At 64.0% G+C, this 20,331-nt stretch carries 20 protein-coding genes and 1 pseudogene; 11 read left to right on the top strand and 10 right to left on the bottom strand.

Translation table 11 applies throughout. The features are described 5' to 3' along the window. Positions 1 to 80: 80 nt before the first annotated feature. Positions 81 to 1,817: a ubiquinone-dependent pyruvate dehydrogenase gene (gene poxB, locus C7453_RS03025; protein ID WP_114725832.1), complete on the bottom strand. Its 1,737-nt coding sequence runs from the start codon at positions 1,815 to 1,817 to the stop codon at positions 81 to 83. A 696-nt stretch (positions 1,818 to 2,513) separates the two neighbouring features. On the opposite strand from poxB, the gene C7453_RS03010 reads away from it, so the two are divergent. Further along, on the top strand, positions 2,514 to 2,732 hold the full coding sequence (locus C7453_RS03010; RefSeq protein ID WP_114725825.1) for a hypothetical protein: 219 nt from the start codon (positions 2,514 to 2,516) through the stop codon (positions 2,730 to 2,732). 22 nt (positions 2,733 to 2,754) lie between these two features. Here the strand turns inward: C7453_RS03010 and C7453_RS03005 are convergent, their stop codons facing one another. Next, a complete protein-coding gene (locus C7453_RS03005; protein ID WP_245948729.1) occupies positions 2,755 to 3,204 on the bottom strand; it encodes an Lrp/AsnC family transcriptional regulator in 450 nt (149 codons plus the stop codon). Positions 3,205 to 3,327: 123 nt separating this feature from the next. Here C7453_RS03005 and C7453_RS03000 point away from each other — a divergent pair, with 123 nt between their 5' ends. Next, a complete protein-coding gene (locus C7453_RS03000; protein ID WP_114725824.1) occupies positions 3,328 to 4,419 on the top strand; it encodes a saccharopine dehydrogenase family protein in 1,092 nt (363 codons plus the stop codon). A gap of 184 nt (positions 4,420 to 4,603) precedes the next feature. Continuing rightward, positions 4,604 to 5,092, top strand: a complete 489-nt coding sequence (locus tag C7453_RS02995) for a UrcA family protein (RefSeq protein ID WP_114725822.1) — start codon at positions 4,604 to 4,606, stop codon at positions 5,090 to 5,092. 72 nt (positions 5,093 to 5,164) lie between these two features. Here C7453_RS02995 and C7453_RS02990 read toward each other — a convergent pair whose 3' ends face one another. Continuing rightward, complete coding sequence (locus tag C7453_RS02990) at positions 5,165 to 6,448, bottom strand: MFS transporter (RefSeq protein ID WP_245948728.1); 1,284 nt, start codon at positions 6,446 to 6,448, stop codon at positions 5,165 to 5,167. Positions 6,449 to 6,592: 144 nt separating this feature from the next. Between C7453_RS02990 and C7453_RS02985 the strand changes: the two genes are divergently transcribed. Beyond that, complete coding sequence (locus C7453_RS02985; protein WP_114725820.1) at positions 6,593 to 7,192, top strand: TetR/AcrR family transcriptional regulator; 600 nt, start codon at positions 6,593 to 6,595, stop codon at positions 7,190 to 7,192. Between the two features lie 19 nt (positions 7,193 to 7,211). On the opposite strand, the gene C7453_RS18840 is transcribed toward C7453_RS02985, so the two are convergent. Beyond that, positions 7,212 to 7,355 (bottom strand): hypothetical protein, encoded by a 144-nt coding sequence (locus tag C7453_RS18840; RefSeq protein ID WP_170222059.1) that lies wholly within the window; start codon positions 7,353 to 7,355, stop codon positions 7,212 to 7,214. 207 nt (positions 7,356 to 7,562) lie between these two features. Beyond that, positions 7,563 to 8,171, bottom strand: coding sequence for a YceI family protein (locus C7453_RS02975; RefSeq protein WP_114725818.1), 609 nt, complete (start codon positions 8,169 to 8,171; stop codon positions 7,563 to 7,565). A 183-nt stretch (positions 8,172 to 8,354) separates the two neighbouring features. Between C7453_RS02975 and C7453_RS02970 the strand changes: the two genes are divergently transcribed. Then, complete coding sequence (locus C7453_RS02970; RefSeq protein WP_114725817.1) at positions 8,355 to 8,792, top strand: NUDIX domain-containing protein; 438 nt, start codon at positions 8,355 to 8,357, stop codon at positions 8,790 to 8,792. 101 nt (positions 8,793 to 8,893) lie between these two features. On the opposite strand, the gene C7453_RS19250 is transcribed toward C7453_RS02970, so the two are convergent. The 5 genes and pseudogenes from C7453_RS19250 to hglS form a co-directional block, all read right to left on the bottom strand. Further along, positions 8,894 to 9,286: an alpha/beta hydrolase gene (locus tag C7453_RS19250; protein WP_245948748.1), complete on the bottom strand. Its 393-nt coding sequence runs from the start codon at positions 9,284 to 9,286 to the stop codon at positions 8,894 to 8,896. Between the two features lie 29 nt (positions 9,287 to 9,315). Further along, positions 9,316 to 9,663: pseudogene (locus C7453_RS19245) on the bottom strand (alpha/beta fold hydrolase); the annotation flags it as partial. Positions 9,664 to 9,919: 256 nt separating this feature from the next. Next, entirely contained in the window at positions 9,920 to 11,440 is a 1,521-nt protein-coding gene (gene amaB, locus C7453_RS02960) for an L-piperidine-6-carboxylate dehydrogenase (protein WP_114725816.1), read from the bottom strand. Between the two features lie 138 nt (positions 11,441 to 11,578). Then, complete coding sequence (locus C7453_RS02955; protein ID WP_114725815.1) at positions 11,579 to 12,874, bottom strand: NAD(P)/FAD-dependent oxidoreductase; 1,296 nt, start codon at positions 12,872 to 12,874, stop codon at positions 11,579 to 11,581. Positions 12,875 to 12,916: 42 nt separating this feature from the next. Continuing rightward, a complete protein-coding gene (gene hglS / locus C7453_RS02950) occupies positions 12,917 to 14,299 on the bottom strand; it encodes a 2-oxoadipate dioxygenase/decarboxylase HglS (RefSeq protein WP_245948726.1) in 1,383 nt (460 codons plus the stop codon). A gap of 172 nt (positions 14,300 to 14,471) precedes the next feature. Between hglS and C7453_RS02945 the strand changes: the two genes are divergently transcribed. From C7453_RS02945 to C7453_RS19065, 6 genes are all read left to right on the top strand, one after another. Beyond that, complete coding sequence (locus C7453_RS02945; protein WP_114725813.1) at positions 14,472 to 15,377, top strand: LysR family transcriptional regulator; 906 nt, start codon at positions 14,472 to 14,474, stop codon at positions 15,375 to 15,377. 103 nt (positions 15,378 to 15,480) lie between these two features. Continuing rightward, on the top strand, positions 15,481 to 15,801 hold the full coding sequence (locus C7453_RS02940) for a DMT family transporter (RefSeq protein WP_114726112.1): 321 nt from the start codon (positions 15,481 to 15,483) through the stop codon (positions 15,799 to 15,801). 148 nt (positions 15,802 to 15,949) lie between these two features. After that, a complete protein-coding gene (locus C7453_RS02935; protein WP_114725812.1) occupies positions 15,950 to 17,146 on the top strand; it encodes an MFS transporter in 1,197 nt (398 codons plus the stop codon). A gap of 185 nt (positions 17,147 to 17,331) precedes the next feature. Next, positions 17,332 to 18,387 (top strand): dTDP-glucose 4,6-dehydratase, encoded by a 1,056-nt coding sequence (rfbB, locus tag C7453_RS02930; protein WP_114725811.1) that lies wholly within the window; start codon positions 17,332 to 17,334, stop codon positions 18,385 to 18,387. Between the two features lie 936 nt (positions 18,388 to 19,323). Further along, entirely contained in the window at positions 19,324 to 19,863 is a 540-nt protein-coding gene (locus C7453_RS02925) for a hypothetical protein (RefSeq protein WP_114725810.1), read from the top strand. Between the two features lie 122 nt (positions 19,864 to 19,985). Further along, complete coding sequence (locus tag C7453_RS19065) at positions 19,986 to 20,171, top strand: hypothetical protein (RefSeq protein WP_114725809.1); 186 nt, start codon at positions 19,986 to 19,988, stop codon at positions 20,169 to 20,171. Positions 20,172 to 20,331 lie beyond the last annotated feature (160 nt).

The following is a 20,331-nucleotide window of genomic DNA, read 5'->3' as shown; positions in this document are numbered from 1 at the left end:
CCCCCCCCGCGTTTTCCAGACCGTATTGCTGTCTCACAGGCTCCGGTCACAGGCCGCGCCCTCTGCCCAGACAATCCGTCTCAGCGTTTGAGCAGATTGGTCTTGGCGAGATCGAGGATTTCATCCCCGCGCCCGTTCATGATCGCCCGCAGGATATAGAGGCTGAATCCCTTCACCTGCTCGGCCTTGATCGTCGGCGGCAGGGAAAGTTCCTGCGTGGCAGTCACCACGTCCAGCAACGCCGGCCCGTCATGCGCCATGATTTCGGCCACAGCCCCCGGCAGATCGCCCGGATCTTCCACCCGCATGGCATGGATGCCCATAGCCCGCGCCATCGCCGCGAAATCCGGATTCTTCAGGTCGACCCCGACATCGACAAACCCCGCCGCTTTCATCTCCAACGCCACGAAACCCAGTACGCCATTATTGAATATAACAATTTTCACCGGCAGCTTCTGCTGCGTCAGCGTGATCAGGTCCCCCATCAGCATGGTAAATCCGCCATCGCCCGACAACGATACGACCTGCCGCCCCGGCTGCGCCGCCTGAATACCGATCGCATGCGCCATGGCATTGGCCATCGACCCATGCACCCACGATCCGACCAGACGGCGCCTGCCATTCATCTTGAGGTAACGGGCGGCCCAGATGGTCGGCGTGCCGACATCCGCCGTAAACACGGCGTCGTCCGACGCCGCCTCGCTGACCAGTTTCGCGAGATACTGGGGATGAATCGGCCTGCGCCCCGGCGTACCGACCGCCAGATCATCCAACCCCTCGCGGGCCTTGGCATAAAGGCCCAGGCTGGTGTCCAGATGCGTCCGGTCCGCCTTCACTGTCAGCTTCGGCAGCAGCGCGGTGATCGTCGTCCCCACATCTCCGACCAGCCCCAGATCCAGCTTGCAGCGCCGCCCAAGATTCTCCGGCCGGATATCCACCTGCACGATCCGGGCATCCGTAGGCAGAAACTGCTTGTACGGAAAATCGGTCCCAAGCATCAGCAGCAGGTCACATCCCTGCATGGCGGCATAACCCGACGAAAACCCGATAAAGCCCGTCATGCCGACATCATAGGGATTGTCGTATTCAACCCACTCCTTGCCACCGAGGGCATGTACGGTCGGGCTCTTCAGCACCTCCGCCAGTTGCATGAGCGGCCCATGCGCCCCGGCACATCCCCGTCCGCAGAACAGGGTAATACGTGCGGCACCGTTCAGCATCTCCGCCAGCGCATCCAGTTCGGCCTCCGCCGGCAGCACGCGCGGCTGCGGCGGCAGCAACGCCCGCCGCCCGGCCGGCGCGCGCGCCGGCGCCGGCCGCAGCGCGACATCTCCCGGTATCACCACCACCGCCACGCCGCGCTGCCCCACGGCGGCCCGAATGGCATTTTCCAGCACATAGGGAAGCTGCGCGGGGTCGGAGACGAGTTCGCAATAATGGCTGCATTCGCGAAACAGGTTCTGCGGATGCGTTTCCTGGAAATACCCACCGCCTATCTCGGCCGACGGAATCTGCGCCGCAATAGCCAGCACCGGCGTCCGGCTGCGATGCGCGTCGAACAGGCCGTTGATCAGATGCAGATTCCCCGGCCCGCACGACCCCGCGCAGACGGCCAGTCCGTCCGTCACCTGCGCTTCGCCGGCGGCCGCAAACGCCGCGACCTCCTCATGACGCACATGCACCCACTCGATCGCGGGCCGCAGACGCAATGCCTCGGTCAGACCATTGAGACTATCGCCGACAATGCCGTAAATCCGGCTCACACCGGCTTCGACAAGCGTATCGGCAATCAGATCGGCGACGGTGCTGGCAGGCATCCAATATCTCCCGAAAAGTATCACTCAGGTCAGCGGATCGTGAAACGCGCCTGTCCGGACGGCACGCAGGCGGGCAGAGCCTCGCCGCGAATATCCGCATGCACGCCATGCGAAAATTCCAGCCAGCCCGCATCTTGCCGCCCACCCCCACCGGCACAACAAGACGTGAACGGAACGCCGCTGCCCCGGTTCCTTTGTCCCTTCCCGCTCTCCGCCCGCACCAGCCTCATTTCACCGTCCGGCACCGGGGCAGGCATGCGATCAACGCGAGGGAGCCTCTGCCCCATCCGGCAATTCATCGCAGGCGGGTCAGGGTCCAGTCACGAAGGCGTCTTCGCCCTGCTTTGGCGATGCTTCTTCTTTGCCGCCGGCTCGAACATCGCCCGGCAGCGCGGCGAAAGCTGATCGACCTTCTTCTTCATGCAGGCCGTTATCTTGTCTTCGTTCGGAATGGCGAAGGTACACAGCTTGATGGCATCCCCCCGACAGGCCGCGCTCTGCTCCTGGCGAGACGCGGCCTGCGCCGTCCCGAAAAAGAGGGCGGCAAGGACAAATGGGACCAATGCTGAACGTCTCAAGGTCGCGCCTCCTCGGTTACTGGGACGATTGCCCGCAAATATCGCTTTTTCAACGCATTGCCTGCCCGATAGTTCGAGCCGACCCCAAGGAGGGCGGGTCGGGCAAGAGCCCCAGTCAATGACGACACCAGAGTACGTGCGGACACGATCCATCACGCAGAACCTGACCGAAAATGCGCCCTGGTCGCGATCCGACGCGCGTTTCCCGCGCTTCGCGGCGGGCGGCCATCAGGGCCGCTCTCGCTCACCAGACCGCATGTTCGGTCAGGCTCTCAAAAGCCAATTCTTCGATCCCACCACCTCGTTCGCGCGGGCGATCCTGCAATCACAGCGCTGACGCATCATCAGCAACTGGCGGGTCAGGAAAGATTCGCCTGCCCCCGCCGCCGGAACCGGGTGGAAAGAATGATCGCCGAGGTCGTACGTTCCACCCCGTCCAACATGCCAATCCGGTCGATCACCCGGTTGATGGTCTCGGTCGAGCCCGCGCCTACGATGGCGATCATGTCCACCATGCCGCTGACGGCATGCAGTTCGCGAATTTCGCGGATCGGGCGCAGCGCGGCTTCGACCGAGGCCGCATGCCGGGGCGTGATCGTGATCATCACATGCGCCCGCACTGCATCGGCATCATGGGCGGGGGTCACCGTCGTATAGCCGGCAATCACCCCGGCCCGCTCCATCCGCTCGATCCGGCTCTGCACCGTGGTGCGCGACAGGCCGACACGGCGTGCGAGCGCCACGGTCGACATCCGCGCATTGCCCTCCAGCAGGGCCAACAGGGTTCTGTCCGTCTCGTCGGGTTGCATAATGCCGATTATATCCGACATTTCGCCGAAAGAAAGCACCGATCGCACGTCACGCTGTCCATTGTGTCCGGCCCCGTTCCTTCGTTCCATTTCCGTATCGCATCAGCATCAGGAACGATTGGCATGAAGAAGATACTCGTTGTCGGCGCAGGCAAGATCGGTTCGACGATCGCGGACTTCCTGGATGCGACCGGCGATTACGCCGTCACGCTGATCGACCGCGACCAGCCGGGCCTCGATCGCGCCGATGTGGGCCCCCAGGTGCGCAAGGTACGGGTCGATATCGCCAGGGACGGCGCCCTCGCACCGCTGATGGAGGGCCATTACGCCGTCCTCTCCGCCGCCCCCTATCACCTGACGACCGCCATCGCCACCGCCGCCGCCACGGCCGGCATCCACTATCTCGACCTGACGGAAGACGTCGCCAGCACCCGCGCGGTCCGCGCGCTGGCCGAGGGCGCCCAATCCACCTTCATCCCGCAATGCGGCCTCGCCCCCGGCTTCGTCTCCATCGTCGCCCACGACATCGCCCAGCGTTTCGAAAAGCTGGACACGATCCATCTACGCGTCGGCGCGCTGCCGGAATTTCCCTCCAACGCGCTGGGCTACAACCTCACCTGGAGCACCGACGGCGTCATCAATGAATATATCGAACCCTGCGAGGCCATCGTCGGCGGCGAACGCCATATGGTACCGGCCCTGGAAGGGCTGGAGACGCTGGGGGTCGACGGCGTGACATACGAAGCCTTCAACACCTCCGGCGGCCTTGGCTCCCTGTGCGAGACCTATGCAGGCGCGGTGCGCGAGCTCAACTACCGCACCATCCGCTACCCCGGCCACGCCCAGGCCATGAAGATGCTGCTGCGCGACCTGCGCCTGGCGGAAAGGCGTGATATCTTCAAGGATATCCTGGAATACGCGCTGCCCGTCACGCAACAGGACATCGTGCTGGTCTTCGTCACCGTCTCCGGCTGGCGCGACGGGCGGCTGACCCAGGAAAGCTTCGTCCGCCGCATCTATGGCGAGACGGTCAACGGCCGCCCGCGCACGGCAATCCAGATCACCACCGCCGGCGCGATCTGCGCGGTGCTGGACCTGTTGAAAGACGGCCACCTCCCGGCACGGGGCGTCATCCGGCAGGAAGACATCGCACTGTCCGCCTTCCTCGAAAACCGCTTCGGCCGCGTCTATCAGGGCCGCCGCCAGACGGCTTGAGCGTCTGCCCCACCGCGCCCCGACATGCGCCCGCTGCGTGACAGCGGTCATGGTCCTGCCGAATGTGATCTGGTTTCCACCGGGTCACAGGCATAGAGAATGAACCGTCAGACGGCCCTGCCGGAGGGCATCTTCGGCAGGGCCGTCTGACATCCTTCCAGGTGGATCTTGGAGCGCGTGTGTCATGACCAATCCCGTTCGGATGAATGGTATGGCGCCTATGCAGGCCGACCCGGCGAAACCGGCTCTCGGCCCGCCAGGTCCGGCAGCTACATCGTCTCACTCTTCCCGCCGCGCCAGGACGATCGGAATCGGCCTGTTCATCCTGGCCGGCCTGTCGCCCCTCCTGGGCCCTTCGCATCCCGCATGGGCCCAGACCAGCAGCACACCCCCCGATGAGATCACGGTCGAAGGTCAGGGCGAACGCGAAATCCAGCGGATAGCCGTTCCCTATTACCGGCCCGATCTGGCAACCCCCTCCGGAGTTGGCGATCTGGTCTCACGCATCGACCGTGCGGCATTGACCGTATGCGGCGACAGCACTGCACTCAGCGGAGAAATGCGCCGGGCGATCGAACGCTCCGACTGCCGGCGCGACGCCAGGATGCGCGCGGTCAGAGACGTCAACGACGTCAACGTGCAGCGGGCCGTAACCCGATACCCGCTGCCGTAATAACCTCCCGCCCCGTTCCCGGAATCATGAGTACATCCATGCCATGATCCAGGCGCGGGCAAAGGCTTTTTTCTACCGTTCCCCTGCCGGCAGCAGACTCCGCAAGGGAGCCCGTCCGATTCCCAGCGCCATCAGCGCCGCCAGCAACCCGGCGCAACCGGCCAGCACCAGCATGTCGCGATAATTTCCCTGCGCCTGCCGCAGCAATCCAGCCAACGACGCGGCGCAGGCCGCGCCGATCTGGTGCCCGAACACCACCCAGCCAAACACCACGGATGCCGCCCGCTCGCCAAATGCCGAAGTGGCCAGACGCAGTGTCGGCGGCACGGTCGCAATCCAGTCCAGCCCATAGAAAATACCGAAAACCGTCAGGCTGGCAGGTGAGAAATCGCAGAACGGCAAAGCGACCAGCGATACACCCCGCAGCCCGTAATAGGAAAATAGCAGCCAGCGCGCGTCCATCCGGTCGGTCAGCCAGCCGGAGAGGGTGGTGCCAAACAGATCGCATAACCCCATCATGGCCAGATAGCCCGCCGCCGGCACCTCGCCGATCCCATGATCGGCACAGATGGCGATGAAATGCGTACCGATCAGGCCATTGGTGGTAAACCCGCACACAAAAAAGGTCAGGAACAGAAACCAGAAATCGCGCTTCACCACCGCATCGCGCAACGCCCCCACTGCCATGCGCAACGGATGCCGATCGGGCGGCGGCGGCGGAACATAGTCCGGCGGCGCCCCATGCGGCAGAAGCCCCAGCCGCTCAGGATGCTCAGGCAGGCACAGCGCAACCAGCGGCACCAACACCAAACAGGCGATGGTGACGGCCAGCACTGGCGCCCGCCAGCCGCGATCATGCGCCAAGGCCGCCAGCGCCGGCAGGAAGAACAGCGATCCGGTCGCCGTGCTGGCTGCCAGCAGCCCCATCACAGTGCCGCGCCGGGCCACGAACCAGCGATTTACCACCGTCGCCCCCAGCACCATCGCCACCGCCCCGGTACCCAGCCCGGTCAGCACACCCCAGGTTACGAAGAACTGCCAGGGCTGCGTCATGAACAGGGACAGAAAACTGGCTCCGCCGATCAGCATCAGCGCACCGACCAACGTGCGGCGTATCCCCACCGCCTGCATCAACGCCGCCGAAAACGGGCCGACGAAGCCGTAGAGAAAGATGCCGAACGCCGCCGTGGCCGAGATCCCGGCCCGGCTCCAGCCCAGTTCCATCTGCAACGGCATCATCAGCACGCCCGGCGTCGCACGCACGCCAGCCGAAACCAGAAGCGACAGGAACGTCAGCCCGACCACCACCGCATATATGCGCGCGGGCCGGGAAAGCTTGCGAGGGGACGGTATCACGCTCATATCACTGACCGGTCAGTTCTGCTGCTGTTGCCAAAGCCCCGCGCGCCCCGTCCACGCATCCTCGGCGCTTCGGCAGCAGCCTCCAGGGCCACGCCACGTTATGTACCGATCGGTAACATCGTCAAGCGGGTTTCGTGCATGTCCATTCCCCCTTCCCCTTCCCCTTCCCGACGCCCCACCGCCGCCGACCGGATCCGCCAGTCGGCCCGCGACCTGTTCTACCGGCAGGGGATAAGGGCCGTCGGCGTAGAGGAGATCGTGCAGAATGCGGGCGTCACCAAACCGTCGCTCTACCGGGCCTTCCACTCCAAGGACGGCTTGGCCACCGCCTTTCTCGCCGACTACCAGGACTGTTTCTGGGACCGGATCGCCCTTGTCCGCGCCGCCCACCCCGAAGACCCGCGCGCGCAGCTCCTGGCCTATTTCGAAGGGCTGGCAGAGCGTTCAGCCGCTCCCGACTATCGTGGCTGTGCGCTCACCAACGCCATTCTCGACTATCCCGACCGCACGCACCCGGTGAGGCAAGAAGCCGCGCGTCTGAAGCATCAGGTACGCGACTGGCTGGTCGAACGCGCCCACCAGATGGGGGCTACCGATCCCGACCAGCTTGCCGACGGTCTAATCCTGCTGATGGAAGGCGCCTATGTCGTGGGTCAGGCTTTCCCGCCGCCAGGCCCGGCGGCGCGGGTGGGCGACTGCGCCCGCTTGCTGATCGAGGCACAGTGCGGGCCGCGATAACCGGGCGGCCCGCCATCCTCTATCTGCGGCTCAAGTCACACAGGGCATCGATTTTGTCGGCCAGCGCGGCAATCCCCTCACGCAAGGTCTCGGGCGTCTGCGGCATGGACTGCGCCCGACTGTTCAACTGCTCCACATCCGACTGGATTTCGGACAGAAGCATACTGATTTCCGAAAAATGGTCACGTTCGTCATGCCGCCGCATGCCTGATATCCTTTGTCCGGCTCGGGAAAAGCCATCCTACGCAAAAGAGCGCAACCTGACGATCTCCGGATTTCCCTTCACGCAATGATCGAACATCTCGGACGCGGCCAGAAGAACCATCCACCGCGATCGCCCTGAGCAGGACGATCGCGGCGCTCACGGCTGTCAGTCCTGCTTTTCGAAGGCACCGGCAATACGCAGGGCCACTTCGTCGCTGACATAGGGCACATATTTGCTCACGCCGAAATCGCTGCGCTTGATCGTGCCGGTCGCCTCGAAACCGGTCGTGTATTTCTTGTCGAGCGGGTTCACGCCGGCACCGATGAAATGCACCTTCAGCGTCTCGGGCTTCGTCACGCCATGGATCGTCAGGTTCCCGGCCACCACGGCATCGGCCTTGCCAGTCAGCTTCACACTGGTCGAAACGAAGGTGGCATCGGGGAATTTACCGGCATCGAACCATTCCGGCCCCTTCAACTCACCATTTAGCACATCGCTGGTGGTCTGCACCGAAGCGACAGGGATCGTCACCGACAGGCTGGACGCAGCCGGGTTCTTCACATTCAGTTCCAGCGTCCCGGAGACGTTGGAAAACACGCCCGTGTAATTGGTGAAGCCGAAATGCAGCACCGAGAAACCGACCTGGGTATGACCGGGCTCGACCGCATAATGCCCCGCCTGCACCTCGGCCGGACTGGTCGCCGCCTGGGCGGCGAGGGGAAGGCTGGCGGCAAGGGCCAGGACGGCGAAAAGCGAAGAGGCACTACGCGTCATGGGAACGAACTCCGAAATCTGAACAAATCCACACCGAACGCCCAGGCCACACCGGCCCGAACCATTCCGCTCCATCCAGACATAACGGATGTCCCCCCATCCAATAATAAAAATGCCGGAAACAGATCGTTTCCACATTTTGCACCGATCACCCACCCCGTGGCATGCCCCGCCCGTTCGGTTATGCTGCCCCCATGTCAGCCAGCACGCCCCCCGCTCCTCCCCCCCCGCGTCGGCTGCGGGGCCGCCATCCTAAAGGACGGCAGATTGCTGTTGGTCCTCCGCCGCCGAGATCCGGAATCCGGCCACTGGGGCCTCCCCGGCGGCAAACTGGACCCATACGAGACGCTCGCCGAGGCCACCACGCGCGAGATCGCCGAAGAACTCGGCATCACCATCGCCCTCACCCGCCTGCTCTGCGTCGTCGACCAGATCGACCGCCCCCGTGCCACGCACTGGGTCGCCCCCGTCTTCCTGGCCACCATCCAGGCCGGCACCCCCGCCATCCGGGAACCTCACGCCCTGGCCGACTGGGGCTGGTTCCCCCTCAAAGCCATGCCCACCCCGCTGACCGAGGCGACACGACGGGCATTGGCGGCAATGAAGAGGGATGAACTCTGAGCACACGAGCACCCTGTCCATTACGACATCTCTTGCCCGCATGGCAGACATTGGGGAATCAGAAAGGGATTGCTATGACGGGACATAAAACTGCATAGCCTTCAGATTGTAACGCGCGTGATGAAATCCTGTAAGAAGGGAAGAACACTCTCAGGCATGTCTTCAAGTAGCGAGTGTTTAGCGAAGGGCAGGTTAAGTAACCTGGCACCTTTGACCTGCTCAGCAAGGTCGAAGGCCTGTTGCCGCGACACCAGCATATCGTCGTCACCATGCACTACGAGCAGAGGGCACCGAATGTTTTTTACAGACGCGGCGGGATAGGCATCTTCATCGCAGCCGAGCCACATCTGCGTCGCCGCCGTGAATAGCTTGCCGAAATCCGAGTCGGGATTTTCCGTGTTGTAGACCGATATTTGATTCCCGAACATCGCACGCCATTTTTCAAGAGTGATCGTCTGATAAATCTGCCGGGCCGGATCATTTTCCGGCAACACCCAATGCGCGCCGACGCTATGACGAACTCCGGTTGTACGGCACGCGATGCAGCCAGCCGCAAAGCGACAATGCCACCGTCACTATATCCAATTATACCGGATTTTTGCAGCCCCATCGTGGTAAGAACCACGGTAAAATCATCCTGAAGCTGTCGATATGTCAGAGGGGCGGTCCCGATACCGGATCGACCATGCCCACGCGTATCAATAGCAATCAGCCTGTAATCTTCTGAGAGATGCTTTGCGAGTGGGATGAAATCGAGACGGCTCTGCAAGCCTCCATGAAGCAGGACTATAACTCTTCCTTTTGGGTTCCCGGCTTCAGAGACGAACAAATTTATATCGCCAACGGATACAAACTTCCCTGTGTCAAACATTCAATGGCTTTCATACGGTTGAATTGCTCTGGATCGTGCAGTGAGATTATCAACGGCAACGTTACATTCTCAAGGTTTCACGCTGCCCACACCAGACGAAGGTTTTCACATCGTTCGACATACAGTTTAGATGAATAAGAACGTCTGCTATTTTACGTTCAAGCGCAGATAGCGGACTTTAGCTTCCCGCCCCATAACTGCCGTCATTGCTTTCACCCCACACAAGTGGTCGGGGCTTTCGCCCCGCCCCACCCCATCAACCGATATCGAACGTAACGCCCTGCGCCAGAGGCAGCGTGCGGCCATAATTGATCGCATTTGTCTGCCGCCGCATATAGGCCCGCCAGGCATCCGATCCGGATTCCCGGCCACCACCGGTCTCCTTCTCGCCACCAAAGGCGCCACCGATTTCCGCACCGGACGGCCCCATATTGACGTTCGCAATCCCGCAATCCGACCCCGCGCCAGAAAGGAACTGCTCGATCTCCCGCAGGTCATTGCCGAAGATGGAGGAAGACAGCCCCTGCGGCACGTCGTTCTGCAACGCGATGGCATCCTCCAGGTCACGATATTTCAGAACATACAGAATTGGCGCAAAGGTTTCCTCACGTACAGGCCCAACCTGCCCCGGCATTTCCACCAGCGCGGGACGCGCATAGAACGACTCGCTCCCGTTCACATCGACCCGCTCGCCACCATGTACGATGCCGCCATGTGCCGCCGCATCACGCAGGCTGGCCTGCATCGCCTCGAACGCGGCCCCGTCGATCAACGGCCCCACCAGCGCGTCACTCTCAATCGGGCTCCCAACGGAAATGCGCTGATAAACCTGTGCCAGGCGCGGCACCAGCGCGTCATAGACGCTTTCATGCACGATCAGCCGGCGCAACGTGGTGCAGCGCTGCCCCGCCGTACCCATCGCACCAAACGCCACGGCGCGGAGCGTCAGTTCCAGATCGGCCGACGGCGTAACGATCGAAGCATTGTTCCCACCCAGTTCCAGGATCGACTTGCCGAAGCGCCGCGCCACCCGCTCGCCGACAACGCGCCCCATACGGGTCGACCCGGTCGCCGAAACCACCGGCACCCGCGCATCCTCCACCAGCAATTCACCGATCTCCCGGCCGCCAATCAGCAGCGTGCCGAGATCGGCCGGCGCGTCGTCACCAAACCGCGCCACCGCACGCTCGAACAGAGCCTGTACCGCCAACGCGGTCAGCGGCGTTTTCTCCGACGGCTTCCACACCACCGGGTCGCCGCAGACAAACGCCAGCGCCGCGTTCCACGACCACACCGCCACAGGAAAATTGAACGCCGAAATCACCCCGACCACGCCCGCCGGATGCCACTGTTCCGTCAGTCGGTGATCCGGCCGCTCCGACTGGATCGTCAGGCCATAAAGCTGCCGCGACAGCCCAACCGCGAAATCGCAGATATCGATCATTTCCTGGACCTCGCCGAGCCCCTCGGACACGACCTTGCCCACTTCCAGCGTCACCAGCCGGCCCAGCGCCACCTTGTTAGCCCGCAATTCCTCACCCAGAAGACGCACCAGTTCGCCACGACGCGGCGCAGGCACCCGCCGCCAGGCCTTGAAAGCCTCCGCTGCCGCGCCGATGGTACGGCGCGCGTCATCCGCCGTCGTCTCGACCACCCGCGCAATCTCCTCACCGGTCACCGGCGAACGCACGGCCAGCGTCCCACCCATAAACCGCGCGGCCGGCACGCCCAGACCCACCAGCAGGTCGTGCACCTCGGAAGCTATCAGGTTTGTCATCGTCTCTCCGCTTTCTCTCTTCATGCGTCTGATCTCTGTTCTTTTTTGAAAAAAAGAACCAAAAAACTTTTGATTCGTTCAGGAACCTTGTGCAGAGCACGCACGATATTCCTAAACCGATAAAAGTTTTTTCTTCCCCTACAGTCGCGCCGTCACAAGATGCACGGCGGCCGAGCCATATTCATACATCGCCTCCCGCGCCCGCCGGGCACGAGCCGGAACCGCCCGGGTCAGCGGCAACGGCAATTCAGCCTCGGATACCACGCCCCGCGCGAAATCCGCCAGCACGCGGCCAAACACCGTGCCCGGTGCAATGCCCCGTCCGTTATAACCGCTGATGGATACGACATTCTCCGCTAACAGATGCAGGCGCGGCAGGTCATCGACCGTCATGCCGATGCTGCCGAACCATTCACTCTCGAACCCGATGCCCACAAGCTGCGGATAGATCCGCGCGAGCGCGCGCGCAGCCCACTGCCGATGCACAGCCAACCCCGTCCCCCGCAACGCCCCCACGCTGCCGATCACCAGACGCCCTGCCCGATCAAGCCGGAAGGACGTCAGCACCTCCTTCGTATCCCACGCCCCTTGCCTCTTCGGCAGCACGGAACGCAATTGCGCCGCATCCAGCGGCACAGTGGCAATATTGAAATAAGGCAGATGAATCAGCTCCGCCCTGATCTCGGGCCACAATCCACCGACATCGCCATGCGTATAAGCGTTGGTCGCCACGATCACCTTCGGCGCGCGCACACTGCCCGCCTCGGTTCGCAACCGCCACCAACCGCCCTCCTGCCGGGCGGAGACAACCGGGCTGGCGGTATGAATCCGCGCCCCCGCCGCCAATGCCGCCCCCGCCAGACCGCGCGCATAAGCCAGCGGCTGGATCGTGCCGGCCCGTGCATCCAGCAGCGCCCCCTCATACACACCGCTGCCGACCATCTCCCGCGTCTCACCAGGGTCCAGCAGCCGCACCGGCGCGCCCAACCGCCGCCACTGGCGCGCCCGCTCCCGCAGGCTGGCAAGCCCCCCACGCCCAACCCCGCAATGCAGCGTGCCGGCATGCTCGGCCTCACAGGCAATGCCATGGCGCGCAACGAGATCGAACACCACGGAAGGCGCATCCCCCAGCAACCGAAGAATTCGCGGACCATGCACCGGCCCCAGCCCGTCGATCACATCCTCGGGCATGACCCAAAGCCCGGCATTGACCAGCCCGACATTCCGCCCGGACCCGCCGAAGCCGACCTCCTCCGCCTCCAGCACCACCACCGAAACTCCGGCCGAAGCCAGATGCAGCGCCGCCGAAAGGCCGGTATAACCCGCACCGACAATGGCGACATCGGCCTCCACATCCCCGGCCAGCGCCACGGTGGCAGGCGCGGGCGGCGCAGACAGTTCCCACAATCCATGGCTACGCGGATCGTTTCTCATCGCCGTACTCTTCCTCTGCCCGATGCCCTCGGCAACCACCGCTCACGCAACCGCCGTGCCCCGCAGAGCATCCCGGATATCGGTAATGGATCGATTCTGAAGGCCCGCATACAGCGCGCATTCATCCAGAACCTCCGCTCCCAGAGCAGTCTCGAACCCCGCGCGATCGGCGCTCACCGCATAATCCGCGCCACCCCCGCCACCCAGATTGGAGCGGAAAATCCCCGCGGCACTCACCGGCAAAAAATCCTCGTAGGTTATCGGGGTCGCCACGACCACGCCCGCGCGCACCATGTCTTCGATCGGCGCGTCGGCCGAAAAGCCGGGCGGCAGGGTGGCGGCGCCCGCCAGATCGTACCGGAAATAGGCCAGTTCCTGGCCGCGCAAAGCGTCCTCGGTATCGGGAAACTGCATGAAGGCCCGTTCCAGCCGCATCCCATACGGCACATCCTTCGGCCCGTCGTCCCGCGCGGCGCACAACAGGCGGTCGTACAGCGCCCGCCCTTTCGGGGTCAGGGCCACGCCGCGCTGCTCGATCTCGCCAAAACGGGCGGTATGGCATCCATCCTCACCCGCATGGCCCTCACCGAGGAAGAGGATCGGTTCCTCCAGCGCCGCAAAACTGGTCTGCCGCAGCAGGATCGGGCAGGCCCGGCGCGGCGGTCCTTCGATCACATCCTTGGCCCGCATGCCATAAGATGGCATTTCAGCCTGCGCCGCATCGATATCCAGCGTGCGGGGCGTCAGATGGTTGATATGCGGCCCCTTGAAGCACACCACATCCGCGATCAGCCGATGTGCATCGTGCAGGCGGCGATAGGTCGCAGCACTGACCGTCGCCTCGCGATGCCACCGAAAAGTCTCCAACGCCTCGCGAACGAACAGGTCCGCCGACACGTCCGCAAGGCCACCCTCCTCCTCCCACTGCCCGATCAGCGCCAGCACGCCGGGCGTGAAAATCCGCCGCGCCGCCAGAATGCGCTCGGCCTCCGCCCGCAAGCCGTCATCCGCAATCAGGTCCAGCCGCAGCAGCGACGTAAAGACGCGGAACGGATTACGGCCCAGCGCCACGTCATCGACCGGCCGAAACGCGGTGGAATGCACCGGAATCCCGGCAACCGAGAGATCGTAATACCCCACCGGCACCATACCCATCACGGCGAACAGCCGGCGCATGGTGGCCAGTTCCGCCGCCGTACCCAGCCGGATCGCGCCATGCCGTTCCACATCCAGCCGCGCCAGCGATCCGGTCGCCTCCAGCCGGGCCTTCAAAGCCGGATCATCATGCAGAACCCGCGCATTCACCCGTGCGACCAGTTCCGTCAACGCGCCATATTGCGGCACTTCCTGGCGATACATGTCCGACATCGCCCGTGCGAAACGGGTCCGGATCTCGTCCGCGCCGATCATTCCGGTCTTTTCCACCACACGTTCCCCACCCTGTCGGGCACCACCGGCGCGGCCCGCCTATTGTTCCGATTCCACATCATTCGCGACGCCGCCCCGCCTTTCAAACGATAAAGGAAACTGACATCATGCGAATCTGGAATGACCCGCCCATCCCGCGGCGGCTCCCCCTTCGCACCCACGGGCTGATATGGCGACCGCGCGACGTTTCCTGCCCCCCACCCTGCTGCTGCATTCCTTCGAGGCCGCCGCCCGCCTGGAAAGCTTCACCGCCGCGGCGCGGGAACTGCACCTGACGCAGAGCGCGATCAGCCGCCATATCCGCGCACTCGAGCAGCAACTTGGCGCCGACCTCTTCGTGCGCGACCGGCAGACGGTGCGCCTCACACTGGCAGGCGAGGCCTATGCCCGCGAAGTCCGCGAGGCCCTGCGCCATATCGCCACCGCCACGCTGGGCTTTCGCGCCAACCCGACCGGAGGCGCCATCAATCTGGGCGTACTGCCCACCTTCGGCGCCCAATGGCTGGCCCCCCGCCTGCCGGATTTCATGCGCGCCCACCCCGACATCACGATCAATCTGATGTCCCGCCCGCTGCCCTTCGATTTTTCGGGAGACACGCTCCATGCCGCCATCCATTTCGGCGCAGCCGAATGGACGGGTGCGGAAATGGATTTCCTGATGTCCGAGCAGGTCGTCGCCACCTGTAGTCCCACCCTGCTGGCCCGCCACGCATTCCGAACGCCGGCCGACCTTCTGGACGCCCCGCTGCTGCATCTGGTCTCCCGCCCCGATGCGTGGGAGCGATGGTTCGCAGCCCAGGGCGTGGAAGCACTGAAGGTCCACGGCATGCTGTGCGACCAGTTCACCTTCATTGCGCAGGCTGCGGCAGCCGGGGCCGGCGTTGCCCTGCTGCCGCGTTTTCTGGCCGCGGACCTGCTGGAAAGCGGCCGCCTGGTCGAACTGCCGGGCCGGACACTCCCCAGCGAAGGCGCCTATTACCTGGCCTACCCCGCAAACCACGGCAGCTATGGCCCGTTCCAAACCTTCCGCGCGTGGCTGCTGAAGGCGACCACGTCACATGGGCAGACCGCTTGATCCTGCTTCCATCATGTCGTACCTCAATCACGAGGCCACGTCCTCGCCCCTCTTGGGGGTTTTCAGGTCCGGGACGGCCCGGCGGCTCTGAATGGAGACCGCCATGTCGTGGCTGATGCTGACCATCGCCGGATTGCTGGAAGTCGTCTGGGCCTTCGCGATGAAGGAATCCCAGGGGTTCACGCGCGTCATCCCCTCCGCGATAACCATTGTCGGAATGATCGCCAGCTTCGCCCTGCTTTCACTCTCCATGAAACATCTGCCGCTCGGAACCGCCTATACGGTCTGGACAGGCATCGGGGCGATCGGAGCCTTTCTGGTTGGCATCCTGTTTCTCGGCGATGCCGCCAGCCCTCCGCGCATCCTGGCCGCCCTCCTGATCACGAGCGGCCTGGTGCTGATGAAACTGTCCAGCGGCGGATAAGGGATGTTCGCCTGCCTCCAGCCCATAGACGCATGCGAGGTTCCAGCTTCCCGCAAACTGTCTATTCCGTTCTGCGGCGGGGAATGCCAGAAGGGTTTTCGAAGAATCGGCATCAGTCCGTCAATTTTGGTATTCGCGACAGGTCCCCATGCTTTTCAAAACCCTGCCGACCAGCGCCGTCATCGGTCTCTGGGCATTGTTTGCCTGTACCTTCACGGCACTGACCAGTGAGGTCGCCCCCGTTGGCATCCTGATCGAGATGGCGCGGACCTTCCACATTCCAGAAGGCCATGCCGGGCTGGCCGTCAGCGCCTTTGCCCTGATGGTGGCCCTCGGCGCGGTCCCGCTCACGATCATGACAGCGCATATCGACCGCAAGCGGCTGATGCTCCTCTCGCTATCGGGCTATGTGCTGTCCAATCTGGTCGTGGCGATGGCCCCCAACTTCCTGCTCCTGTGTGCCGGCCGGCTGATCGGCGGGCTGGCGCACGCGCTGCTGATGTCGATCACCTCCGCCTATGCGGCGCGCCTGGTGCCCCAGAACATGACCGGACGCGCCATTTCCTTCGTCTATGGAGGCACCTCGCTGGGTGCCATCCTGGGCGTGCCAGGCGCGGCGGCAATCGGGCATCTGGCAAGCTGGCGGGTCGCCATGTTCGTCATGACCGCACTGGCCGTCATGCTCACCCTCTGCATCGCCTTTTTCCTGCCACCGGTCTCGTCTCCCCCCAATGTCCGCAGCAGCCTGCCCGGCGTGGCCTCCCGCCGGGTCATGCGGGTCTTCCTGGTCGTGGTGGCGGTCGATGCGGTGTTCTTCTTCGCGCACAACCTGCTCTACACCTATGTCACGCCGCTGCTGCTCGACCACGGGCTGACGACGGGCACCCTGAGCCTCGCCCTGCTGCTGACGGGCGCCGTCAGCATCCTCGGCCTGTGGGGCGCCGGGCAGTTCGTCGACCGCAACCCCGGCGCCGGCCTGCTGGCCGGCGGCCTGGCCATGCTCATCGGCATGGGGCTGATGTATGGGCACATCCTGTCCGGCTGGGCGGCGGTGGGGGCCGTGGGGCTATGGTGCGTCGGCTATTCGGCCATCATCCCGTTCGTCATGTCCGGGGCGATCCGCGCCCGCGCCACCCGTCCCGACGTGGCCGGGGCCGCGATCAATTCCGCCAGCAACGTCGGCATCCTGCTGGGTTCCGCGGCAGGCGGACAGGTGCTGACCCACGCCGGCTTCAGTATTCTCACCCCATTGGCCATCGTCGTGGCGCTAGGCGGCATCCTGCTCGGCTTTTTCAATCCCGCCGCCTTTCCACACAGCCTTCCTCCCACCGAACACGACGATTGAAAGCCAGACCGGAAACGGGCGCCGGCGGCGATATTTAAAGCCTTTCTTAACCCTGTCGCCCGCACAAACCGCTCTGGGCCTTTCTGGACATGTGGGCAGACAAGCGGGAACGACCATAAGGTCGCCCACCGCGCGCATTGCCGGACAGGCCTTTACGGGGATCAGCACCGGAAAGGCGTCAACCCATGCGCATCATGATAACGGGCGGATGCGGCTTCATCGGATCGGCGGTGGTGCGACACGTGATCGGGGCGACCGGCCACACGGTGGTCAATATCGACGCCATGACCCCTGCCGCCACGCGGGCCTCGACGGCCGATGCGGCATCGAACCCGCGCTACCGGCACGTACGGGCGGACATCACCGACGGCGCGGCGATGCGGGCAGTTTTCGCAGCCCATCAACCGGAAGCGGTGCTGCATCTGGCCGCCGAAAGCCAGGCAGACCCCACGACCGACGCCCCCGGCGCCTGCGTGGCGACCAACGTGCTGGGCACCTTCACCCTGCTGGAAGCGGCACGGGACTATTGGAACGGCCTCGATATGGCCGACCGCATGCTGTTCCGTTTCCATCACGTCTCGACCGACGCGGTCTTCGGCCCCCAGCGACCCGGCGCGCCCCCTTTCACCCAAGCCACCCCCTACGCTCCGCGCAGTCCGTATTCAGCGTCCAAGGCAGCCTCGGACCATCTGGTGCGGGCCTGGCAGCACACATACGGGCTGCCGACTTTCGTCACCAGCAGCACCAACAATTACGGCTTCTGGCATTTCCCCGAAAAGCTGATCCCGCTGATGACGATCAATGCCATCGCCGGTCGCCCCCTGCCCGTTTATGGCGACGGGGGCACCCTGCGCGACTGGCTGTTCGTCGACGACCACGCCGAAGCCCTGGTCCTCGCGGTGGAACGTGGCCGACCGGGCGAGACCTACGCCATCGGTGCCCGCCAGCCGCGCACAACCCTCCAGGTCGTCCGCGCCATCTGCACGCTCATGGACGAACTGCGCCCCGACCCGGCCGGCCCCCACGCACGGCTGATCCGATCCGTCGCCAACGGGCCGGCACATGATCGCCGCTCCGCAATCGACCCGTCGCACGCCGAGGCCGCGCTCGGCTGGCGCCCCCGCCATGATTTTGAAACCGGCCTGCGCCGCACGGTGCAATGGTATCTGGGGCACCGCGCCTGGTGGACCGCGCTCCACGCCCGGCAGGGCAGCACACACCCCACCGAAGCCGCCGCCTGAGAGCCCACCCGTAGCGGCCTGGGGCCACTCTGGCAGGACAACATGCGCAGACGGCGCAGACGGATTCATCACGATGTAATGATTATTTCATCATCATCGCTTCCGACAATCGGATAAGAGCGACCCGCTGTGCAAACACCCTCGGCCGGGCCTTCAGGTCCGGCCTCTTTTTTTGCACCGGCGCGGGAACAAACCGGGAAGAACAGAGCAAGGTCCGTCGGATTCAAGCCCCAGCGGCATCCACCCACAGAGTTATCCAGAGGGGTATCCCCGGATTCTGTGGATAATCCTGCCCTCCCCGGAACGGGTCCGGACTTGGGAAATGGCTGTTTTCCGCCAATTCCAGCAAGATTGCATCCGATCCCCGAAAGCCTCTTGATTCCATGTCAGTTTTATGACTGCCCTCACGGGCAAATCATTCACAGCCAACCAGAGAGACGGGTCAGGAGCCACCACTGCACTGTCCCCTTTTTCTTCTGCCGGAGCACGCAGCGCTCCCCGCCCAGCCGGAACAAACCAAGAAAGGCGGGATTCGTCGCGCTCCGGCCTGTTTCCGGCCAAGCAATCCACAGAGTTATCCAGAAGGGTACCCCCGGATTCTGTGGATAATCCCGCCACTCCCGCCATGGACCGGCACAGAAAAAATGCTGGTTTTTCGCCCTTCTCAGGCAGTCAAGAGAGGCATGACCAAATATCCATGATTCCTGAGCACTTTCTCATGGACCCATCCGCCGAAACAATTCACAGCTTCATAACGATTCATGCTTGACTCCTTTTCGGGGCTGATCCCCGCCAGAGTCCTTCCGAATCCGTGCAGGCCGACGCGCGGCAAGGCGGGCGACCGGGCAGCCGACAGGCTTTCATTTCTGGTTTCGGCGCAGCCCGTATAGAGTTCGCGTACAGATCCGAAGTGATACAGGACTGCGGAAAGGCACCATGGCAACCGCGAAACCATTCGTCATCCCTGCTCTCGCCACCCTGCTGATCGGGCTCGCTCCGTCCGCCCCCGCCCGAGCGGACGCGCCCCAGGCCAACTGCACGCCAGGCAAGCCGGCGCTCCCCGACGATCTACGCGCATGGACCTCCCCAACCCACTTCGAAGCCGCCGGCACCGTTTCCGCGCTCGATCACGCCGTTCTCCCACCGGGGCAGGCAGCACTGGTGGCCCTGCGGCCCACGCCCGATGTCAGCTATGCCCTTCGCCCCGACGAACCGGGCGGCACGGTCAGTTCGGGCGGCATGGTAGCCTTCGATGCCCCCAAGGCAGGCACCTACCGGGTCATGCTCAACGCCCGCGCGTGGCTGGACGTCGTGCGCGACGGCACCGCCATAGCGTCCACCCACCACGAGCACGGGCCAGCCTGTAGCGGGATCGGCAAAATGGTCGATTTCCCACTCCCGGCCGGACGCTCCGTCATCCAACTCAGCGGCAGCGGCCAACCTGAAATCGAAATCATGGTGATGCCGGTGCCATGATGCGCCGGGACGCTTGGCAGAAATGCCTCGTCCCCCTCGGCCTCGCGGCCACGCTCTACCTCCCCGTCCTGGCCGGAGTCTCCACCAAAACCTTATCGTAGACCACGGCGCAGGAAGCCGGCGTGCCACTCGGCCGCCGACTGTTCTACGACGCCGACTTGTCCACGGACGGCAGCATGTCCGCGCCACCTGTCATGCCCGACCGCATCACCCGTCATGCCTGCTACCGCCTGCAATTCGCCCGCGTCTTCCCCACAGCGGCCGTCGCCCTCTTCAAAAGCACGCAGGTCTCACGCGACAGCCTATAGGACCAGACACGGCCCCGGCATACGCATGGCGGAATCCGCATAGGAACCCTTCCCGCTGCCCCTGAGCGACGCACATTTCCTGCACGATCCGGTCCCGCCTGAGCGCCCGACCGTCAACGCGTGCAAGCAGCGACCAGACGGCCACGTTCTGCACTTCGCG

The organism is Gluconacetobacter liquefaciens (assembly GCF_003350405.1).
In the GTDB taxonomy this organism is placed as follows: Bacteria; Pseudomonadota; Alphaproteobacteria; order Acetobacterales; family Acetobacteraceae; genus Gluconacetobacter; species Gluconacetobacter liquefaciens.
Note: the sequence above shows the minus strand (reverse complement) of the source record. Positions and strands in the feature narration are given on the sequence as shown.

What these genes read in the sequence shown, in the direction of transcription:
- C7453_RS02975 (WP_114725818.1), bottom strand. Translation starts at nt 8,171, where the DNA reads ATGACGCGTAGTGCCTCTTCGCTTTTCGCCGTCCTGGCCCTTGCCGCC.
- C7453_RS02995 (WP_114725822.1), top strand. Translation starts at nt 4,604, where the DNA reads ATGACCAATCCCGTTCGGATGAATGGTATGGCGCCTATGCAGGCCGAC.
- C7453_RS02925 (WP_114725810.1), top strand. Translation starts at nt 19,324, where the DNA reads ATGGCAACCGCGAAACCATTCGTCATCCCTGCTCTCGCCACCCTGCTG.
- C7453_RS02970 (WP_114725817.1), top strand. Translation starts at nt 8,355, where the DNA reads ATGCTGCCCCCATGTCAGCCAGCACGCCCCCCGCTCCTCCCCCCCCGC.
- C7453_RS03010 (WP_114725825.1), top strand. Translation starts at nt 2,514, where the DNA reads ATGACGACACCAGAGTACGTGCGGACACGATCCATCACGCAGAACCTG.
- amaB (WP_114725816.1), bottom strand. Translation starts at nt 11,440, where the DNA reads ATGACAAACCTGATAGCTTCCGAGGTGCACGACCTGCTGGTGGGTCTG.
- C7453_RS02985 (WP_114725820.1), top strand. Translation starts at nt 6,593, where the DNA reads ATGTCCATTCCCCCTTCCCCTTCCCCTTCCCGACGCCCCACCGCCGCC.
- C7453_RS02940 (WP_114726112.1), top strand. Translation starts at nt 15,481, where the DNA reads ATGTCGTGGCTGATGCTGACCATCGCCGGATTGCTGGAAGTCGTCTGG.
- rfbB (WP_114725811.1), top strand. Translation starts at nt 17,332, where the DNA reads ATGCGCATCATGATAACGGGCGGATGCGGCTTCATCGGATCGGCGGTG.
- C7453_RS03000 (WP_114725824.1), top strand. Translation starts at nt 3,328, where the DNA reads ATGAAGAAGATACTCGTTGTCGGCGCAGGCAAGATCGGTTCGACGATC.
- C7453_RS03005 (WP_245948729.1), bottom strand. Translation starts at nt 3,204, where the DNA reads ATGCAACCCGACGAGACGGACAGAACCCTGTTGGCCCTGCTGGAGGGC.
- C7453_RS02935 (WP_114725812.1), top strand. Translation starts at nt 15,950, where the DNA reads ATGCTTTTCAAAACCCTGCCGACCAGCGCCGTCATCGGTCTCTGGGCA.
- poxB (WP_114725832.1), bottom strand. Translation starts at nt 1,817, where the DNA reads ATGCCTGCCAGCACCGTCGCCGATCTGATTGCCGATACGCTTGTCGAA.
- C7453_RS18840 (WP_170222059.1), bottom strand. Translation starts at nt 7,355, where the DNA reads ATGCTTCTGTCCGAAATCCAGTCGGATGTGGAGCAGTTGAACAGTCGG.
- C7453_RS02945 (WP_114725813.1), top strand. Translation starts at nt 14,472, where the DNA reads ATGGCGACCGCGCGACGTTTCCTGCCCCCCACCCTGCTGCTGCATTCC.
- C7453_RS02955 (WP_114725815.1), bottom strand. Translation starts at nt 12,874, where the DNA reads ATGAGAAACGATCCGCGTAGCCATGGATTGTGGGAACTGTCTGCGCCG.